The organism is Umezawaea sp. (assembly GCF_057122925.1).
In genome coordinates this window covers 48366-65118 of record NZ_DBNGPQ010000145.1, presented here as the reverse complement: position 1 = coordinate 65118, position 16753 = coordinate 48366, and the positions used below count along the sequence as shown (strand labels likewise).

Here is a 16753-nt window from a genome sequence, read left to right as displayed (position 1 = left end):
GCTCGTGTGTGACGGGCAAAGCGGGAGGGCCGGCCGGGGATGACCAGCCGCAGTGAAGCGACCGCCGTCTGGGACGGCGATCAGAGTGGCAAGGTCATCGGCGGCCGTTATGAACTGGGCGGTCTGCTGGGCACCGGCGGCATGGCCGAGGTGTACCGCGCCAGGGACGTCCGCCTCGACCGCTCGGTCGCCATCAAGCTCTTCCTCAGCGGTGCCACGCCGGAGGACCAGATCCGGCTCGACCGCGAGGCGCAGATGCTCGCCGCGCTGCACACCCCCGGCGTCGTCACGGTGTTCGACACCGGCTCCCACCGCGGGCGGCCGTACTACGTGATGCAGGTGGTCGACGGCGGCACGCTGCGCCAGCGGATGCGCCACCCGCTCCCGCCGTCGCTGGTCGCGCGCATCGGCGCGCAGGTCGCGGACACGCTGGACTTCGTCCACGCGTGGGGGATCGTGCACCGCGACATCAAGCCGTCGAACATCCTGCTGGACGACACCGGGCGGCAGGCCTACCTCGCCGACTTCGGCCTTGCGCTGCAGGCCCACGCCACCCGCGTGACCCGTTCCGGGCTGCTCGTCGGCACCGCCGGGTACCTCGCGCCGGAGCAGCTGCGCGGCCGGGAGGTCGCGCCCCCGACGGACATCTACGCGCTCGGCCTCGTGCTGCTGGAGTGCCTCACCGGCCAGGCCGAGTACCCCGGCGGCGACACGGAGGCCGCACTGGCCAGGCTGTCCCGGCCCGCGCGCGTCCCGGCGGGACTGCCGGAGCCGTGGACCGAGGTCCTGGTGTCCATGACCCACTCCGACCCGAGCCGCCGCCCGCGCGCCGCCCAGTGCGCGGAGCTGCTGCGCGCCGCGCAGGCGGCCAGCGTCGGCGTGCCGCCGCTGACGGACATCAAAGCGGCCTTCGACGACGAGCCGACGAGCAGCACACCGATCACCAAGCGGGCACCCGCCAGGGTCGGCGTCGTGCTCGCGGGCGCGGTCGCCGCGGCGCTGATCGCCGTCGCGGTGGCGCTCGCGACCACCACCAAGGACGAGGATCCGGGCGACCTGCCGGGATCGGGCGGTTCGGGCGGCGCGAAGCAGTCCACCGAGACGGTCACCGTGGTGAAGCCCCCGCCGGGTTCGCGCCGCCAGCCACCACCCGGCTGCCCGCCGCTGCCCGAGGGCGTGGAGCCGCCACCGCCGCTGCCCAACGGCAGCCCGCCGCCGTGCCCGCCGCCCCGGTCGGACGCCGTGGCACCGCAGTCCTAGCGCGGTGACCGCGATCCCCGCCGGGGGTCACGCGGCCACCGCGCCAGCGGGTCAGACCGCGCGCAGCGCGGGCAGCAGCTCGCCCTTCGCGAAGTCCAGGAAGTCCTCCTGGTGGTCGCCGCCGACCTGCACCAGCGCGAGGTCGGTGAAGCCCGCGTCGCGGAACTTCGCGACCGCGGCGGCGATCGGCTCGACGTCCGGCCCGCACGGGATGTTGTCCGCCACGTCCTCCGGCGTCACGTACTGGCTCGCCGCCGCGAACCCGGCCGTGCCGGGGATCTCCGCGTTGACCTTCCAGCCACCCGCGAACCAGCGGAACTGCTCGTGCGCCCGCGCCACGGCCTCGTCGCGGTCCGGCCCCCAGCTCACCGGGAGCTGACCCACCTTGCGCGTGGGCCCGCCGTCGCCCTTGAACACGTCCCACTGGCGGCACAGGTCCGCGTCCGGTTCCACCGCGACCATCGTGTCCGCCACGGGGGCGAACGCCTGCACGGACTGCTTGCCCGACACCGCGACCGCGAGCGGCACCCTGGTGGAGGGCAGGTCCCACAGCTTCGCCGAGTCGACCCGGAAGTGCTGCCCCACGTAGTCGACGTACCCGCCGTCGAACAGCTGGGAGATGATCTCGATCGCCTCGGTCAGCATCTCGTGCCGCACGTTCACCGGCGGCCAGCCCCGGCCGATCACGTGCTCGTTGAGGTTCTCGCCCGAGCCGAGGCCCAGGGTGAACCGGCCGCCGCTCAGCTCCTGCACCGTCGCGGCCTTCTGCGCCACGACCGCCGGGTGGTAGCGCATGGTCGGGCACGTCACGTAGGTCATCAGGTCGATCCGCTCGGTCGCGACGCTCACCGCCCCCAGCACGCTCCACGCGTAGGGCGCGTGCCCCTGCTCGTCGAGCCAGGGGAAGTAGTGGTCGCTCATGACCTCGAAGTCGAAGCCGGCGCGTTCGGCGCTCGCGGCGTGCTCGACGAGGGCCCTCGGCCCGGCCTGCTCGGTCATCAGGGTGTAGCCGATGCGCATGGTGGTCCTCCTAGACGGCGGCGAAGGGCAGGTCGACGAGGTCGGAGCGGAGGTTGTCCAGCCCCACGTACACCGAGGACGCGCCGTGCTCCCGCAGCTCGGCCTCGCTGAACCCGCCGGTCAGCAGGCCCACGACCGGGAGCCCTGTGCGCCGGGCCGCGTCGCAGTCCCACACCGAGTCGCCGACCACGACGGCCCGTTCGGAGTCCACTGTGGACAGGGCGGCCTGGAGCAGGTCGGGAGCGGGCTTGGAGTCCTCCGCGTCCTCGGACGTGGTGAACCCCGCGATCACGTCGCGAACGTCGAGCAGGTCGAGGTAGTGCTCCAGGTGCTCGCGCTTGCCGGAACTCGCCAGCACCACGGCGAAGCCGTGCTCGGTCGCCGCCGACGTGATCAGCCGGTGCGCGCCCTCCAACGGCTGGACCTCGGCCAGGAGACCGTCGAACTCGTCCTTCCACGCCTTGCGGACCGCGTCGCCGTGCTCGGCCTCGGCGTGCTCGCCCGCGACCGCCTCGACCAGCCGGTCGCCGCCCATGCCGATGGCCCGGTGCACCCGCCACGCGGGCACCGTCAGCCCGACCGACCGGAACGCGCGCAGCCAGGCCACCGTGTGGTGGTAGTTCGTGTCCACCAGCGTGCCGTCGACGTCCAGTAGCAGCGTGTTCGTCATGCCACGGCGGTTTCCCCCGCCCCTCCGGGGTGAAACACGAGTCCGACGGGGATCACCCGGCGGTACCGTTCTTGAGCGGTCAACCTTGGTCAGCTCCACCCCGGTTCTGGGACGCTCGACCACATGCTGCCTCCACGAGGAGCCACGAGTTCGCTCATCGGCATCTCGGACGCCTTCGACGTGCCCGTGTTCGTGCGCCGGTCGACGCCGCTCACGCCGGACGTGCGCCCCAAACCCGCTGTCGTGGCGGGCGTCGTCACACCGTGGCCCAGAGCCGGGGTGGTGCCCGCCTCCGGCGCGTACCGGGTCGGCACGACGTGGCGCGACGTCATCGACGCGGCGACCTCGGTGGGCCGGGACCGGACCGCCTGGCTGGCCGCCGTGCCGTCGCTGGCGTGGGCGGAGATCCTCGCGCGGAGGTCACCGCTGTCGGCGTACCTCGTCCGCACCCGCCACCGGTCGTCCACCGGCGGCACCGGGTTCACGCTGGAGCCGAACGTCGTCTACACCGACGGCACGGAGGTCACGGCCAGGGCGGCGTTCGGCTACCGCGCCGGAATGACGATGGCCGAGTGGGCGTGCCGCGGCCTGATGGGGCTGGGGGCCACCGTGCACGCCGAGGAGCACTCGCCGACCGGCGCCGGGTGGGCCTGGTCGTCCACGACGGGGCTCCCCGACCTCGTCGGCTACCACCCCCGGACCGGTCTGCCGTGGCTGGTCGAGGCGAAGGGGGCCAAGCGGCTCGGCAGGACGGGGCTGGCGAAGGGCGCCGAGCAGCTCCGCAGGCCGGGACTCATGGACGGACCGCACGTGAAGGTGCTGTGCGGCACCAGCCTGACCGACCGCGTGTTCGTGACGCTGGACGTGGAGGAGGCCTCCGGTGCCCCGGCGTCCGCCACGGCCGCCGACGACGATCGGCTGCTCACCCTCGCCCTGTCCCGGATGCTGGTCCACCTGGCCCTGGTCGCCATGCCGAGGCGGGAGTGGAGCGTGCTGCCGGTCGGCGCGGGCGTGACCGAGCGCGGCACCCGCCGCGGCGGGATCGGCCTGGTCACGCTGCTGGAGGAGGACCGCTCCACCATGGACGAGCGCGAGACCGCCCGCCGCGAGGACGGCCACCGCGACCGGCGGCTCGACATGCTCACCGGCCGGGTGCCCGGCACCGACCTCGTCGTCGGCATGTCCCGACGCCTGTTCGGCGCGTGCGCCGCCCTCGCGCGGGTCGAGGCCGAGGTGGCGTCGGTGGTCGACGACGAGCTGCCGAGGCCGAGGGTCGGCGCGCCGGAGGACGAGGTGGAGCGGACCGAGCAGGAGCGGCGGCTGATCCAGCGGCAGGTGGAGCGGCGGCGCTGGTCCGACGCCGTCGAGCGGACCAGGGAGGGGTTCGAGGAGGGCGCGGACCGCAGCTGGGAGGACCTCCTCCAGAGCCCGGTGACCTTCACGCCCGATCCTCGGCCGGGATTCCTGGAGGCGGCCACCGAGGACACCTACCTGGCCGTGGACGCCACGGCCGTCTCCGCGGTCCAGCGCTGAGGCCGCACGCACCAGGGCCGTGGAGATCATGTCCCGGCCGTGCTCGTCGGCCGCCTTGGTCCAGCGCTGAGGCCGTGCGGGCCGGTGTCGACGGGGCAGCGGGCGCGTCCCGGAGGAGCCCGGAAGCCGTGAGACCGGATCCTGGTCACACCGCCGCGGTGAACGGTCCGCGCACCCACTCCCGCACCTGCCGCTGCCCGCGCAGCCGCACCACCACCAGGTCCGGGTGCCGGTCCTCCGAGATCAGGCGCCGAACCCCGGCCCGCACGGTCGGGTGCCGCCGCCACGCCTCCCTGACGATGTGGTCGGGGTCGGTGAAGAACGTCCGCAGCGGCCCCTCGACGTTCCCGCCGGGGATCGGGGTGCCGCCGCCGAGCCTGCGCCGCACCGTCCGCACGACGGTGCGGCCGACGGTCAGCGCTCGCGGGTGGTCCAGCCACACCAGCACCCGGGTGCGGGCGGTCAGCTCCTCGCGGACCTCCTCGCCCTGCCACTCGATCGCCCACACCGGGCCCGCGACGAACGCGAGCACGTCCTGCCGCCACGTCTCCCGGACCGTCCAGCCCGGAGCGTGGTAGAACGACTCGAACTGCGTGAACGGCACGCCCAGCGGGCCGCAGAGCCGTTCGGCGAGCGTGGACTTGCCCGCCCCCGCTGGTCCCGCCACGGCGAAGCGGCGGGGGTGCTCCAGCGGGAGCGGGTCGTCGTGGGAGAGCAGGCGCACGAGCGACCAGGCTAGACGTAGATCGCCAGCGTGAGCGTCCCGAGCCAGACCAGGCCCAGCACCTGGAGGACGTGGTCGGTGCGGGCGAGGTCGTCCGGGGCACCGGCCTTGCCGCTGTCGACGTCCACGGCGTAGCGCAGCACGGCGATGACGAACGGCACCATCGACAGCGCGCCCCAGCTGTTGTGCGTGCGCTGGCTGATCTCGAACGCCCACAGGCCGTACGTCATGTTCATGACGGCCGCCGAGGTGGCCCAGACGAACCGGAGGTAGGTCTCCGAGTACTTCGTCAGCGAGTGCCGGATCGCGGCGCCGGTCGACTGGTACAGCTTGATCTCCGCGTACCGCTTGCCCGCCACGATGAACAGCGAGCCGAACGCGGTGACGAGCAGGAACCACTGCGAGGGCACGATGTCCGCCGCGACCCCGCCCGCGATGCACCGCAGCAGGAAGCCCGAGGCGACGACGCACAGCTCCAGCACGGGCTGGTGCTTGAGCCCGAAGCAGTAGCCGAGCTGCACCACCAGGTACACGGCCATGATCACGACGAGCGTCCAGTTGGCCGCCGCCGCGACGCCCAGCGACCCGAGCGCCAGCACCACCGCGGCGCCGTGGGCGAGCGGCACGGGCACGACGCCCGCGGCGATCGGCCGCAGCCTCTTCCTCGGGTGCTCCCGGTCGGCCAGCACGTCCTTGGCGTCGTTGACGAGGTAGATCGACGACGCGGCCAGGCAGAACGCGGCGAACGCGAGCGCCGCGGAGCGCAGCACGTCGGCCTCGAAGATCCGGGTGGAGGTGAACGGCGCGGCGAGCACCAGCACGTTCTTCGTCCACTGGTGCGGGCGTGCGGTCCGCACCAGGCCGAGGAACGTGCGCCACGGCGCGGGACGGACGTCGGCTGTCGCGGCCACGGTCATCGCTCCTCCGGTCCGGGTCGGCGGGAGGTGAGGCGCCGCACGCCGCCCGCGACGAGGGCACCGAGCAGCGATCCCGCGATGACGTCGCTCGGGTAGTGCACGCCCAGCACGAGCCTGCTGAGCACCATCGGCGGCACCAGCAGGGGGGTGAGGGGCTGCTTGGTCAACGCGCCGTAGAGGATCGCGGCGGTGGTCGTGGACGTGGCGTGCGAGGAGGGGAAGCTGAGCCCGCTCGGCGTCCCCGCCAGCACCCGCACGTCCGGGTGGTCGGGCCGCCCGCGGCGCACGACCCGCTTCACCACGATGGACGCGGCGTGCGCGGCGACCACCGACCCGGCCGCGACCGTCCACTCGCGACGGTGCTCGCGGTCGACGGCGGCGCCGACCAGGCCGAGCGCGAACCAGCCCGCGCTGTGCTCGCCGAACAGGGACAGCGCCTTCGCCGCGCGCACCACCGGTGGTGATCCGATCGCCGACTGCACCGCGCTCAGCGCGAGGGCTTCCCGCGCGCTCATCGAGCCGGTCATCGCATGGCCTCCCAGCCGAACAGGGTCTTGCGCTGGTGGGTGAGGGTGTACCGGCCCGAGGGGTAGCGGGCCTCCGTCTGGTAGACCTGGGTCGAGTGCGCGCCGGGGAAGTCGCGCATCCCGGCGGTGAGCGCGGTGATCGACTGCGACACGAGAACGTCGCCGAAGAGGCCGCCGCGCACGGGCTGCCAGGTGGCGTCGGAGATGCCCCCGGTGGCGGTGTCGCCCCACTGCACGGCGTAGGAGACCGGCTCGATGATCCCGTCGCGCAGCTCCGGCTGGCGCTGGCAGGGGAACAGGAACGCGAACTGCCACGCGACCGCCACGGCGGCGTCCCTCGGCACGTAGTCCTTGAGCGGGACCGCGCGCTGCACCGACGGGGCCGTGACGGCGAGCCAGCCGCCCCAGCCCATCGAGCCGTCGGCCGCCACCAGCCGCACGGTCTCCGCGCCCGACGGCGCGGGCGGCAGCACGAGGTTGCGCCAGATGACGCTGTCCTGCTGGTCGGTGATCGGCGTGGTGCCCAGGACCCTGCCCGTCGCCGTGCCGAACTCGACGGTGAGCGTGTTGCCCTGACCGAGCAGCCCCGAGACCAGGACGGCCGTGGCGTCCGGGCCGCCGTCGAGCACGAACCACGGGGTGGTCAGCTTCCCGACGGTCTGCTCGGGGAACTCCTGGCCCGGCCGGTCGACCAGGCTGCCCCACGCCGTCTCCCCCGCTCCGCCCTCGGGCGGGGGAGCGGAGGGGAACCAGCCGCGGCCCTGGGCGAACGCGGACCCGTCGACCGGGGGCTGGCCCGCCAGCTCCGCGAGCGGCTGCGCGCCGCGCACGTCCAGCACGTCGATCGCCTCCGCCGCCCCGCAGTTCGTGGCGAGCGGGTCGCGGACGTTTGCCGCCCACGGCGACCACGTGCCCAGCGTCTGCACGGTGGCGTAGGAGAAACCGCCGACCAGGTAGGTGATGTTGGCCAGGAAGAACAGCACCACCACGACCGGGACGGCCACGACGACCGCGAGCTTCCGCCAGTGCGGCAGCGTGCGGGCCACCAGGAACGCCACCACCCCGATGGCGATCAGACCCCAGTAGGGCTTGTCGAACCTGATCACCGACACACCGGGCGAGACGTTCGGGTTCGGGATGCCCAGCAGCCACGAGTACGGCCACTTGTTGGCCCCGTGGAACGCGAGCGCCATCATCGCCGACACGCTGACCACCGCGCCCAGCACGACCGGCACCGACAGCTTCCGGTCGCGCGTCAGCTCCCGCACCAGAGGTACCGACCCGACCAGCAGCAGCGCCAGGAACGCCGACCCGATGCCGGAGAAGCTGCCGAAGTGGTGCGTCCACTTGCTGGGCGTGAACCACAGCAGCAGGAACGCGAACAGCGTCGACCAGCCCGCGAGCGCCAGCCGGGGCGGGACGGGCACGCGCCGCGCCCGCGCCGAGGTCACCAGCACCACGAACCACACCAGCGCGACCAGGCACAGCAGCACGGGAGCGCGCTTGGCGTAGTTCGCCATCGGGTCGCTCGTGTTGAGCAGGAACGTGTACCGGGAGATCTCGGTGTACCAGCTGTCCTGCCCGGCGATGCGGAGGAAGATGTCCTGCGCGTGCACGAAGTCCCGCAGCGTGCCGTCCGAGAACGCGAAGACCACGGCCACCGCGCCGGGTGAGAGCACGCCGAGCGTCCGCGCCAGCACGGTCTTCCAGTCCGCCGTGCCGTCGGTGTCCTTGCGCAGCAGCGGGATCAGGAGCGGCAGCCCGGCGACCAGCGGTGCCAGCACGGTGAAACCGGTGGGGTGGGCGAAGAACCCGACGCCCGCGACGCCGATGCCCGCGGCGAGCGGCGTGAGCCGCTGCGACTCCACGGCCTTCGCGACGGCCAGCAGCGTGAGCGCACCGCACATCGTGACGACGCCCTCGGGCCGCACGCCCATGTCCAGCGGTAGCCACCACACCAGGAACGCCGACGCGAGCACGACCCGCGCGCCGCGGTCGACCCACGGGCCGCGCCGCGACCAGGCGGCGGGGAGCACCCCGGCCCGCGCGACGAACCAGCGGACCGCGAACCACGTCACCAGGCCGAACAGCAGGGCCGGGACGCGCAGCACCACCGGGGCCGTGCCGAACAGCACCTGCCACTCGGACAGGAAGTAGTAGAACCAGGCGAACGGCGTGAAGCCCTGGTTGAGCAGCTGGTAGTAGTTGCCGACGTAGCCGGTGACGTCGACGTTGCGCGCCATCGCGCTGTAGTAGCCGTCGTCGTCGGACATCGGGGCCAGGAACACCCACAGCACCATGACCGCGGGCACCACGATGTCGACCAGCCGCGGCCGGAACCCGGTGCGCGGCAACGAGATCCGCGTGTCCATCCGCACCAGGCCGGCGACCGCGACCAGCGCGGCCAGCGCCAGCAGGACCATCAGCACGACCTTCGCGGTCGACGGGCTGGTGGTGAACTGGTCGTCCACCCGCACCGACACCGACAGGTCGTCGGCGGTCGCGCCGTCCAGCGCGGTGAGCGTGGTCGCCAGCGAGTGCACGTCCGGCAGGACGCCGCCGTGGCTGATCTCGGTGCCGTCCAGCAGCACCGCGAGCCCGTTCCGGTCGCCGCGCACCCGGTAGGCGCAGTCGCCCGCGGGCAGCGGGGAGTCCAGCAGGGTCGTGCCGGTGGCCCGGATCAGCAGCCGGTCGCCCACCGTGCGGACGCTCAGCCCCCGTTCGTCCACGGCCGGTACGCCGGGGTCCATGGTGGACACGACGACGCCCGCGCCACCGGCGGCGCGCGCGGTGTCGCAGCTGAACCGGACGTCCAGGCCGAGCGGCTTGTAGGCGCCCAGCGCGAGACTGGTGGACCGGGGCGCCGAGACGTCCTCCGGCCACTGGACGGTGGGGTCGTTGACCGTCACCGGGGCCAGCGGGAGCAGACCCGCGAACACCACGGTGAGCAGACCCGCGACCAGGACGATCGTGCGGAGAGCCGGTCCGCGCCGACGGGGCGGCGGAGTGGACTCGACCTCGGGCGCAGGGGTAATCGTTGTCGTCACTCGTGGTGGTCCTCAGTCGGCTGGGTATTCATCGACGAGCCGTGAACGTAGTGCCGCTCAATTACGTGGAGGACGTGGTCGCGCCTTCCGCTGCAACGTTTGCGTTAACCACGTGAGCAGCGTGTTACGGGCCGGGAACAGGGGCGTTCCGCCCTGCCGGTTGCCGTTATGGTTCGGCGATCCCCGTGTCCGCGTCGTGTGAGGTGAACCGTCCTGAGCGCTCCCACCAGCGGCGGAACGAGGTCCATCGGTCTCGTCGGCGCCTGCGTCGTGGCGTCCGGGCTGCTCGTGAACGCCTACCTGGCCGTGGTCGCGAGGAATCTCACGCCCGCCGAGTACGGGTACTTCGGCGCTTTCTGGTCGCTTTCCCTGCTGATCGGATTCGGCGCGTTCCTCCCCGTGGAACAGGAATTGGCCAGGCTGTCGCCGAACACGGCGATGAGGGCCGCGACCCGCGTCGCGCTCGGTCTCGCCGCCGTCGAACTCCTGCTCGTCGCGGCGGCGTCACCGCTGCTGCTCGACCCGCTCGGGGGCGAGCCGTGGGCGGTGGTGGCGGTCGCAGCGCTGTGCCTGGTGTCCGCGGGCCAGTTCCTCGTCCGGGGCGCGCTCATCGGCAGCGGGCGGCTCGCGTGGCACGGCGGCCTGCTGGTGGTCGACACCGCGCTGCGGGTGCTGTTCGCGCTCGGTCTCGGCTACGCCGTGGTGACGGACAGCGCCGGGTTCGCGTGGACCCTCGTCGCCGCCATCGCGCTCGCGCACCTTCCGCTCCTGCTCACGCTGCCCCGCGGCGCGGGCGAGGTGTCCACTTCGGACTTCCTGAGGTCGTTGCTGCCGCTGCTGTTCGGCTCGGTCTGCGCCCAGCTGCTGCTGAACGGCCTGCCGGTCGTCGTCGCGGCCACCGCGACCGACTCCGACACCGCGGGCCGGTTCCTCGCGGCGTTCCTGCTGGTGCGCGTGCCGCTGTTCGTGGCGGTGCCGCTCCAGACCGCGCTGCTCCCGTCGCTGACGCGGTTGGCGCGGGAGGGCGGCCGGACCCTGGTGCGGACGCTGGTGAAGCTGACCGCCGCCCTGGCCGCGCTCGGTGTGCTGGGCGCGGTGTTCGCGGCCCTGCTCGGCCCGTGGCTGGTGCGCCTGGTGTTCGGCGCGTCCTACGTGCTCGCCGGCGGCGACCTGGCGCTGATGGCGGTCGGCGTCGTCGCGCACCTCGGTCTCATCACCACCACCCAGGCGCTGGTCGCGTCCGCGCTGCACGCCGAGGTCGCACGGGCCTGGCTGGTCGGCATCGCCTCGGCCGCCGCGGTGTTCGCGCTCGTGCCGGACCTGCTGCTGCGCGCCGAGCTCTCGTTCCTCGTCGGGTCCGGCCTCGGCTGGATCACCGGCGTGCTCCTGCTCATCACCTCCGGAGAGGACAGTCGTGCACGACGACCTCGTCATCGCGTTGACCTACTACGCGCCCTACGTGTCCGGGCTGACCAACTTCGCCAGGGACGTCGCTGAGGGCCTGGCCGAACGCGGGCGCGGGGTCAGGGTGGTCACCACCCGGCACGACCCGTCGCTGCCCGCGGAGGAGGTCGTCAACGGTGTGCGCGTGACCCGCGCCCCCGTGCTGGCGAAGCTGGGCAAGGGCACCATCAGCCCCGAGTTCACCCGCGCCGTCGTGCGGGCGTCCAGGACGGCCCGCGTGCTCAACGTGCACCTGCCGATGCTGGAGGCGGGCCTGGTCGCGAAGGGCGCGCGCTGCCCGGTCGTGCTCACCTACCACTGCGACGTCAGCCTGCCGCCCGGCGTGCTGAACACCGTGCAGGGCAAGGTCGTCGACGCGTCCAGCAGGCTCGCCATGAAGCACGCGCGGATCGTCGCGGTGACCAGCGAGGACTACGCCGAGCACAGCAGGCTGTGGCCGTCGATCCGACCGGCGATGGCCGCCGTGCCGCCGCCCTGCCGACCGGTGCCCGCCGGGGAGCCGTCGTTCCGCGACGGCGACGGCCCGCACGTCGGGTTCCTCGGCCGGATCGTGGAGGAGAAGGGCGTCGAGTTCCTGGTCGACGGCTTCCGCGCGCTCGACGACCCGGACGCCCGCCTGCTGATCGGCGGCGAGTTCGGCAACGTCGCGGGCGGCAGCGTCATCGACCGCGTGCGGAAACGGATCGACGGCGACCCGCGCATCAGGCTGCTCGGGTTCGTCCCGGACGAGTCGCTGGGCGACTTCTACGCCTCGCTCGACGTGTTCGCGCTGCCGTCGGTCAACGCGTTCGAGGCCTTCGGCATCGTCCAGGTCGTCGGGATGCTCGCGGGCGTGCCCGCGCTCGCCAGCGACCTGCCGGGCGTCCGCATCCCGGTGCGGGAGACCGGGTTCGGCGCGCTCGTGCGGCCCGGCGTCGCGAGCGACATCACCGACCGGCTGCGCGACCTGCGCGACAGCCCGCCGGACCGCGCCGCGGGCGTGGCCGCGGCGGCCGAGCGCTACAGCGTGCCCGCCGTGCTCGACGCCTACGAGGAGCTGTTCGCGAAGGCACGCCTCTGAGCCGTCGCCGGGGTCCGCCGCTCGTCCCGGTGGGCCCCGGCGACTCCCACCGCGCCGCTAGTCCTCACCGCGCACGATGGTCGGTTCCTCGTCCCACCACTCGCGCGGGGGGACCTGGAATTCTCGCGTCTCGGGTTCCTGCGTCGACGTCAGCTCCATCGTGACTCCCGTGGGCTCTGGAGGTCTTCCGGACGGTACGGACGATTTCTATGCGCCGTCTACACGGGCTTCGGCGTGGTCGAGGGCCGCCAGCTCCCGCCGCAGCGCGCCGAGCAGCCAGCGCGACCCCGACATCCACGGCTGGTTGGTGTGCAGGCAGACGTGCACGCCGCCGCGGTACACCGACAGGGCGACGCCCACCGCGTGGCCCGCCGCCACCGGCGCGACCGGGTACACCTCCCTGAGGTCCGCGCCGTCCATCCGCAGCGGCAGCGCGGGCAGGTGGACGCTCGTCACGAGCGCGTCGAACAGCAGGGGTGCGCAGCGGCCCGCCAGCGGTGTCGCCAGGCGGTGCACCGCGGCCGGGATGCGGTCCGCCAGCAGCGGCAGCGCGCCCGCGCCCCGGTCAGGGCCGACGGCCTTGTTGCGGTCCATGTCCGCGCGCACCGCCCGCAGACGGCGCCGCGCGTCCGGCTCGCCGACCGGCAGGTCGCACAGGAAACCGGAGATCTGGTTGCCCCCACCGCCCCTCGGGTCGCGGCCCCGCCTGCTCACCGGGATCAGCGCGCGCACCGTCGCCCCCTCGCCCGCGCTGTCGTGCGCCACCAGCCACTGCCGCAACGCGCCCGTCACGAGCGCCAGCAGCACGTCGTTCACCGTGCCGCCGTGCCGCTTGCGCACCCGCTGCACCTCGTCCAGGCCGAGCCGGGCCATCACGACCTGGCGCGGCCGGGCCGACCGGGTCAGCACCGGCGACCGGGTGCCCGGCGTGCGTGCGCTGCGCAGCACCGCGGAGGCGATGGTGGCCGTGCTCGCCAGTTCCCTCAGCGAGTCGACCACGGTGGTGGCCAAGCCGACGGGGCCCGGCTCCGATTCCCGCGCGACGGGCACGTCGCGGCCCAGGTCGTCCAGCAGCCGCAGGCCGAGGCCGACCGCCTTCGTGCCGTCGCACAGCGCGTGGTGCAGCTTCACCACGACCGCGAACCGCCCGCCCGCGAGGCCGGTGACGACGTGCAGCTCCCACGGCGGACGGCCGAGGTCCAGTGGTTGGGCCATGAGCGCGGACACCAGTTCGGCGAACCGGTCCTCACCGCCGTGGGGGCGCAGGTGGTGCCCCGTCACGTGGTCCTCGACCGCGAAGCGCGGGTCGTCCACCCAGGAGGCGCCGCCCGGCGGCAGCCACGACGCCCTGGTCCTCTTGCGCAGCTGGGAGATCTCCTGCGCCCGTTCGCACAGCAGCGCGACGATCCGCGCCGGGTGCACCGGCTGGTGCGGCGAGAACGTCGCCACCGCGCCGAGGTGCATCGGGTTCCTGCCGTCCTCCAGGCAGAGGAAGGCGACGTCCAGGGGGCTCAACTGGTGTGCGGTCATGTGTGGAGGTCCTCCGCCGACGGCGTCCGGAACGCGTCCAGACAACCAGGCGAGGATGACGGCGGTGAGGCCACCACGTGACAGGAGACCGTCGCGCAGGACCGATCGGGTGATGCGTCAGCCGACGTGCACGCGGATGGCCGTCCCCGAGTCGCCCGAGTGCACGCGCACCAGGTCGCAGAGCAGGTTGACCATCACGACGCCGTACCCGCCCTGCGCGCTCGCCGACGGCCTGAGCCTGCCGACCATCGGGTCGCGCAGCGTGCCCTGGTCGCGCACCTCGCACACGACGGCGTCGCCCTCCTGCCACACGAGCAGCTCACCGCCGCCGTTCGCGTGCTCGATGCTGTTCGTGGTCAGCTCGTTCACCGCGAGGACCAGGTCGTCCACCCGGTCCTCGGTCAGGCCCGCGGTGGTCGCGTAGTCGGTGACGAGCCTGCGGGTCGCGGGCAGGCTGTGCATGTCGAACCAGTACGCCACCGCCGAACGAGGGGGCGTGGGCAGCGGCACGTTGAAGTCGGTGACGATCCGCCGGGGGTCGTCGTAGCGGGGGCTGGGGCGGCGGTCGCCGTCGGCGAGCAGCACCGGGTGGGTGCGCTCGGCGTCGACCAGCACGTCCGGTGCGAGCCCCGAGGTGTCGTACGGGCACAGGATCGTCGCGTCGACGCCGTTGAACGCGGTGTTGATCAGCGCCTCGTGCTGCACGCAGGCCGGGTACTCGGTCACCGACCGGCCGGCCCAGATCGGCTCGCCGATGATGCGCACGCGCGACGGGTGCTCGTTCGAGAACGGGGTCAGCACGCCGGGGATGATCCGGCCGGGGTTGCGACCGCCCTGCGTCATGTCCAGGAAGCGCACGTGCTCGGACTTGGCGCCCAGTTCGTCGCGGATCAGGTCGACGTTGTACGACGGCACCGCCACGAGCACCGGCTCGCCGCCCGCGAGTCCGTCCAGGACGAACGGCACCGTCGCGGCCAGGTACTGGTCCCGGTCCTGGTAGAACAGCGCTTCGTGTACGAAGTCGACCATCGAGCAACCTCCCGTGGCGGGTCACCGGTGTGGTTCCCGCTCGCGGTGGCCGTGAAACCACAATGATCTGAGACGCTCGTCATGGTTTGCGGCGCAGGCAGATCCTCGTCCTCGGGTCGAGCCCGTGGGCCGCCTCCCGCGCCACGACCTCCGCCAGCCCCGGCGTCAGGTCCTCGACCGGCCGGAACCCCAGCCGCTCGTAGTACGGCCCGTTCCACGGCACGTCCCGGAACGTGGTCAGCGTCAGGCCGCCCAGACCCCGCTCGGCCGCCCACCGGTCCACGTGGTCGAGCAGCGCGCGCCCGACGCCCCGCCGCGCGCGGTCGGGGTGGACGCTCACCTGCTCGACGTGCGCGAAGCCGTCGACCTCCTCCACGGCGATCCACGCCACCGGCTCGGGGTCGGCCGCGACCCACACCTGCCCGAGCGCCCGCAGGTGGGTGAGCACGGCGAGGGGGAGCGGGTCGTCGTCGGCGATCTCCGGCATCCCGATCGCGCGGAACGGCTCGCCGGAGGCGATCTCGATGCCCTGGAGCGCGACGAGTTCGTCCGGGCGTGCGAGGCGGATCTCCACGGGGGCAACGTACGCCGCCCCCGCCCCCGCACGCCCGCGACTACTTCTTGGTGTCCGCCGGGGCCCGTCTGCCCAGCAGCGCGGACGCCACGTCCTCGTGGTTCGGCAGCAGCCGGTCGAGGTCCGTCACGGCGATCACCTTCCGCACGTGCGGCGGGGTGCCCGCCAGTCGCAGCCAGCCGCCTGCCCGGTCGGCGCGGGCACGGGTGCGCACCAGCGCGCTCAACGCCTGCGCGCCGCAGAACCTGACCCCGGACATGTCCAGCACGATCCTGGCCCGGCCCTCGGTGACCAACCGGTCCAGCTTGTGCATCAGCTTCACCGCGGCGGCCTGGTCGACCTCGCCCCGCACGGCCACCACCACGCGCCCCGCGCGGTCGGTCTCGACCGCGAGCGTCATCGTTTCGCGAGGCACGTCAGGCGACCCTGACCCGGCCGTCGGAACGGCCGCGGTGCTCGATCAGGCTCAGCAACAGGCCCTCCCTGGTGGACCACGGGCAGATCTCGACCACGTCGCGCCCCGCGGTCGACATCAGCGCCTCCGCGACGACGGCGCCCGCGAGCGACTGGCGGGCGCGGTGCGCGGAGATCCCCGGCAGCCGCGCGCGCTGCCGCGCCGACCGCGAGGCCAGCCGCGGGATCCACGAGCGCAGGTCGGCCAGCGTCAACTGCCGCGCCACCGCGGGGCCCTCGCGCTGGGGACGGGCGCCCGCGAGCCTGGCGAGCTGCTCGAACACCTTGGAGCAGCCGACCGCGCGGCCCTCGGCCGTCACGGGCAGCACCGTCTCGATCCGCTCGACCAGGTGGTCGCGCAGCTCGCGCAGCCTGCGCGGCGTCGTCGCGGCGTCGTCCAGCCACTCCCTGGTCAGGGTGCGCGCGCCCAGCGGCAGCGACCGGGCGAACTCCGGCGTCTCCGCCACGCCCGCGGCGATCTCCACCGTGCCGCCGCCGACGTCCAGCACCACCAGCGGCCCGGCCGACCAGCCGAACCAGCGGCGGGCGGCCAGGTACGACAGCCGCGCCTCCTCCGGCCCGGACAGCACGCCGAGCCCGACGCCCGCGCGGACGGCGACCTGCTCCATCACGTCGGCGCCGTTGGCGGCGTCGCGGATGACGGAGGTCGCGAACGGCACCAGCGTCGACACCTCGGCCCGGTCGGCCAGCCGCCGGGCCTCGCGCACCGCGGACACCAACTGGTCCACGCCCGCCTTCGAGATGCGCCCCCGGTCGTCGAGCGTCCGGTCCATCCGCAGCCGCACCTTGTGCGACACCTCGGGGTGCAGGAGCGACCCCTGTGCCCGGTCCACCACGACGAGCTGAGCGCTGAAACAGCCGACGTCGAGAACTCCGACCCGCTCGGGTCTACCGGGCATTCCTGCGCCTCCTGAAGTCGTGCGG

15 protein-coding genes are annotated in these 16753 nt (G+C 73.4%); 4 read left to right on the top strand and 11 right to left on the bottom strand.

Annotated elements, in window-relative coordinates:
* Nucleotides 1–39 precede the first annotated feature (39 nt).
* Nucleotides 40–1260 carry a serine/threonine-protein kinase gene (locus AC156L_RS33225; protein ID WP_330878655.1) on the top strand — a complete coding sequence of 407 codons (1221 nt, stop codon included), beginning with the start codon at nucleotides 40–42 and terminating at the stop codon, nucleotides 1258–1260.
* Between the two features lie 51 nt (nucleotides 1261–1311).
* On the opposite strand, the gene AC156L_RS33220 is transcribed toward AC156L_RS33225, so the two are convergent.
* The gene (locus AC156L_RS33220; protein ID WP_330878654.1) at nucleotides 1312–2280 is read right to left on the bottom strand and encodes a TIGR03557 family F420-dependent LLM class oxidoreductase; all 969 of its coding nucleotides are present in this window, start codon (nucleotides 2278–2280) and stop codon (nucleotides 1312–1314) included.
* Nucleotides 2281–2290: 10 nt separating this feature from the next.
* A complete protein-coding gene (locus AC156L_RS33215) occupies nucleotides 2291–2950 on the bottom strand; it encodes an HAD family hydrolase (RefSeq protein WP_330878653.1) in 660 nt (219 codons plus the stop codon).
* A gap of 123 nt (nucleotides 2951–3073) precedes the next feature.
* On the opposite strand from AC156L_RS33215, the gene AC156L_RS33210 reads away from it, so the two are divergent.
* On the top strand, nucleotides 3074–4483 hold the full coding sequence (locus AC156L_RS33210; protein ID WP_330878652.1) for a hypothetical protein: 1410 nt from the start codon (nucleotides 3074–3076) through the stop codon (nucleotides 4481–4483).
* Between the two features lie 145 nt (nucleotides 4484–4628).
* On the opposite strand, the gene AC156L_RS33205 is transcribed toward AC156L_RS33210, so the two are convergent.
* Genes AC156L_RS33205 through AC156L_RS33190 form a run of 4 tightly spaced genes read right to left on the bottom strand, consistent with a single transcriptional unit; the run spans nucleotide 4629 to nucleotide 9698 of the window.
* Entirely contained in the window at nucleotides 4629–5207 is a 579-nt protein-coding gene (locus AC156L_RS33205) for a P-loop NTPase family protein (RefSeq protein WP_330878651.1), read from the bottom strand.
* 11 nt (nucleotides 5208–5218) lie between these two features.
* Nucleotides 5219–6124, bottom strand: a complete 906-nt coding sequence (locus AC156L_RS33200; RefSeq protein ID WP_414720013.1) for a decaprenyl-phosphate phosphoribosyltransferase — start codon at nucleotides 6122–6124, stop codon at nucleotides 5219–5221.
* Nucleotides 6121–6651, bottom strand: a complete 531-nt coding sequence (locus AC156L_RS33195; RefSeq protein ID WP_330878649.1) for a phosphatase PAP2 family protein — start codon at nucleotides 6649–6651, stop codon at nucleotides 6121–6123. Before AC156L_RS33195 ends, AC156L_RS33200 begins: the two co-directional genes overlap by 4 nt.
* Nucleotides 6648–9698 (bottom strand): arabinosyltransferase domain-containing protein, encoded by a 3051-nt coding sequence (locus AC156L_RS33190; protein ID WP_330878648.1) that lies wholly within the window; start codon nucleotides 9696–9698, stop codon nucleotides 6648–6650. The genes AC156L_RS33195 and AC156L_RS33190 overlap by 4 nt, the downstream gene beginning before the upstream one ends.
* Before the next feature lie 270 nt (nucleotides 9699–9968).
* Here AC156L_RS33190 and AC156L_RS33185 point away from each other — a divergent pair, with 270 nt between their 5' ends.
* Together AC156L_RS33185 and AC156L_RS33180 are read left to right on the top strand one after the other, a co-directional pair.
* Nucleotides 9969–11195, top strand: coding sequence for a lipopolysaccharide biosynthesis protein (locus tag AC156L_RS33185; protein WP_330878647.1), 1227 nt, complete (start codon nucleotides 9969–9971; stop codon nucleotides 11193–11195).
* On the top strand, nucleotides 11113–12222 hold the full coding sequence (locus tag AC156L_RS33180) for a glycosyltransferase family 4 protein (protein WP_330878646.1): 1110 nt from the start codon (nucleotides 11113–11115) through the stop codon (nucleotides 12220–12222). Before AC156L_RS33185 ends, AC156L_RS33180 begins: the two co-directional genes overlap by 83 nt.
* Nucleotides 12223–12429: 207 nt before the next feature.
* Here the strand turns inward: AC156L_RS33180 and AC156L_RS33175 are convergent, their stop codons facing one another.
* From AC156L_RS33175 to AC156L_RS33155, 5 genes are all read right to left on the bottom strand, one after another.
* Nucleotides 12430–13752 carry a wax ester/triacylglycerol synthase family O-acyltransferase gene (locus AC156L_RS33175; protein WP_330878645.1) on the bottom strand — a complete coding sequence of 441 codons (1323 nt, stop codon included), beginning with the start codon at nucleotides 13750–13752 and terminating at the stop codon, nucleotides 12430–12432.
* A gap of 117 nt (nucleotides 13753–13869) precedes the next feature.
* Nucleotides 13870–14781, bottom strand: a complete 912-nt coding sequence (locus AC156L_RS33170; RefSeq protein ID WP_330878644.1) for a sensor histidine kinase — start codon at nucleotides 14779–14781, stop codon at nucleotides 13870–13872.
* 79 nt (nucleotides 14782–14860) lie between these two features.
* Nucleotides 14861–15355: a GNAT family N-acetyltransferase gene (locus AC156L_RS33165; protein ID WP_330878643.1), complete on the bottom strand. Its 495-nt coding sequence runs from the start codon at nucleotides 15353–15355 to the stop codon at nucleotides 14861–14863.
* A gap of 40 nt (nucleotides 15356–15395) precedes the next feature.
* Complete coding sequence (locus AC156L_RS33160; protein ID WP_330878642.1) at nucleotides 15396–15770, bottom strand: STAS domain-containing protein; 375 nt, start codon at nucleotides 15768–15770, stop codon at nucleotides 15396–15398.
* Nucleotide 15771: 1 nt separating this feature from the next.
* Complete coding sequence (locus AC156L_RS33155) at nucleotides 15772–16728, bottom strand: Ppx/GppA phosphatase family protein (protein ID WP_330878641.1); 957 nt, start codon at nucleotides 16726–16728, stop codon at nucleotides 15772–15774.
* Between the last annotated feature and the right edge of the window lie 25 nt (nucleotides 16729–16753).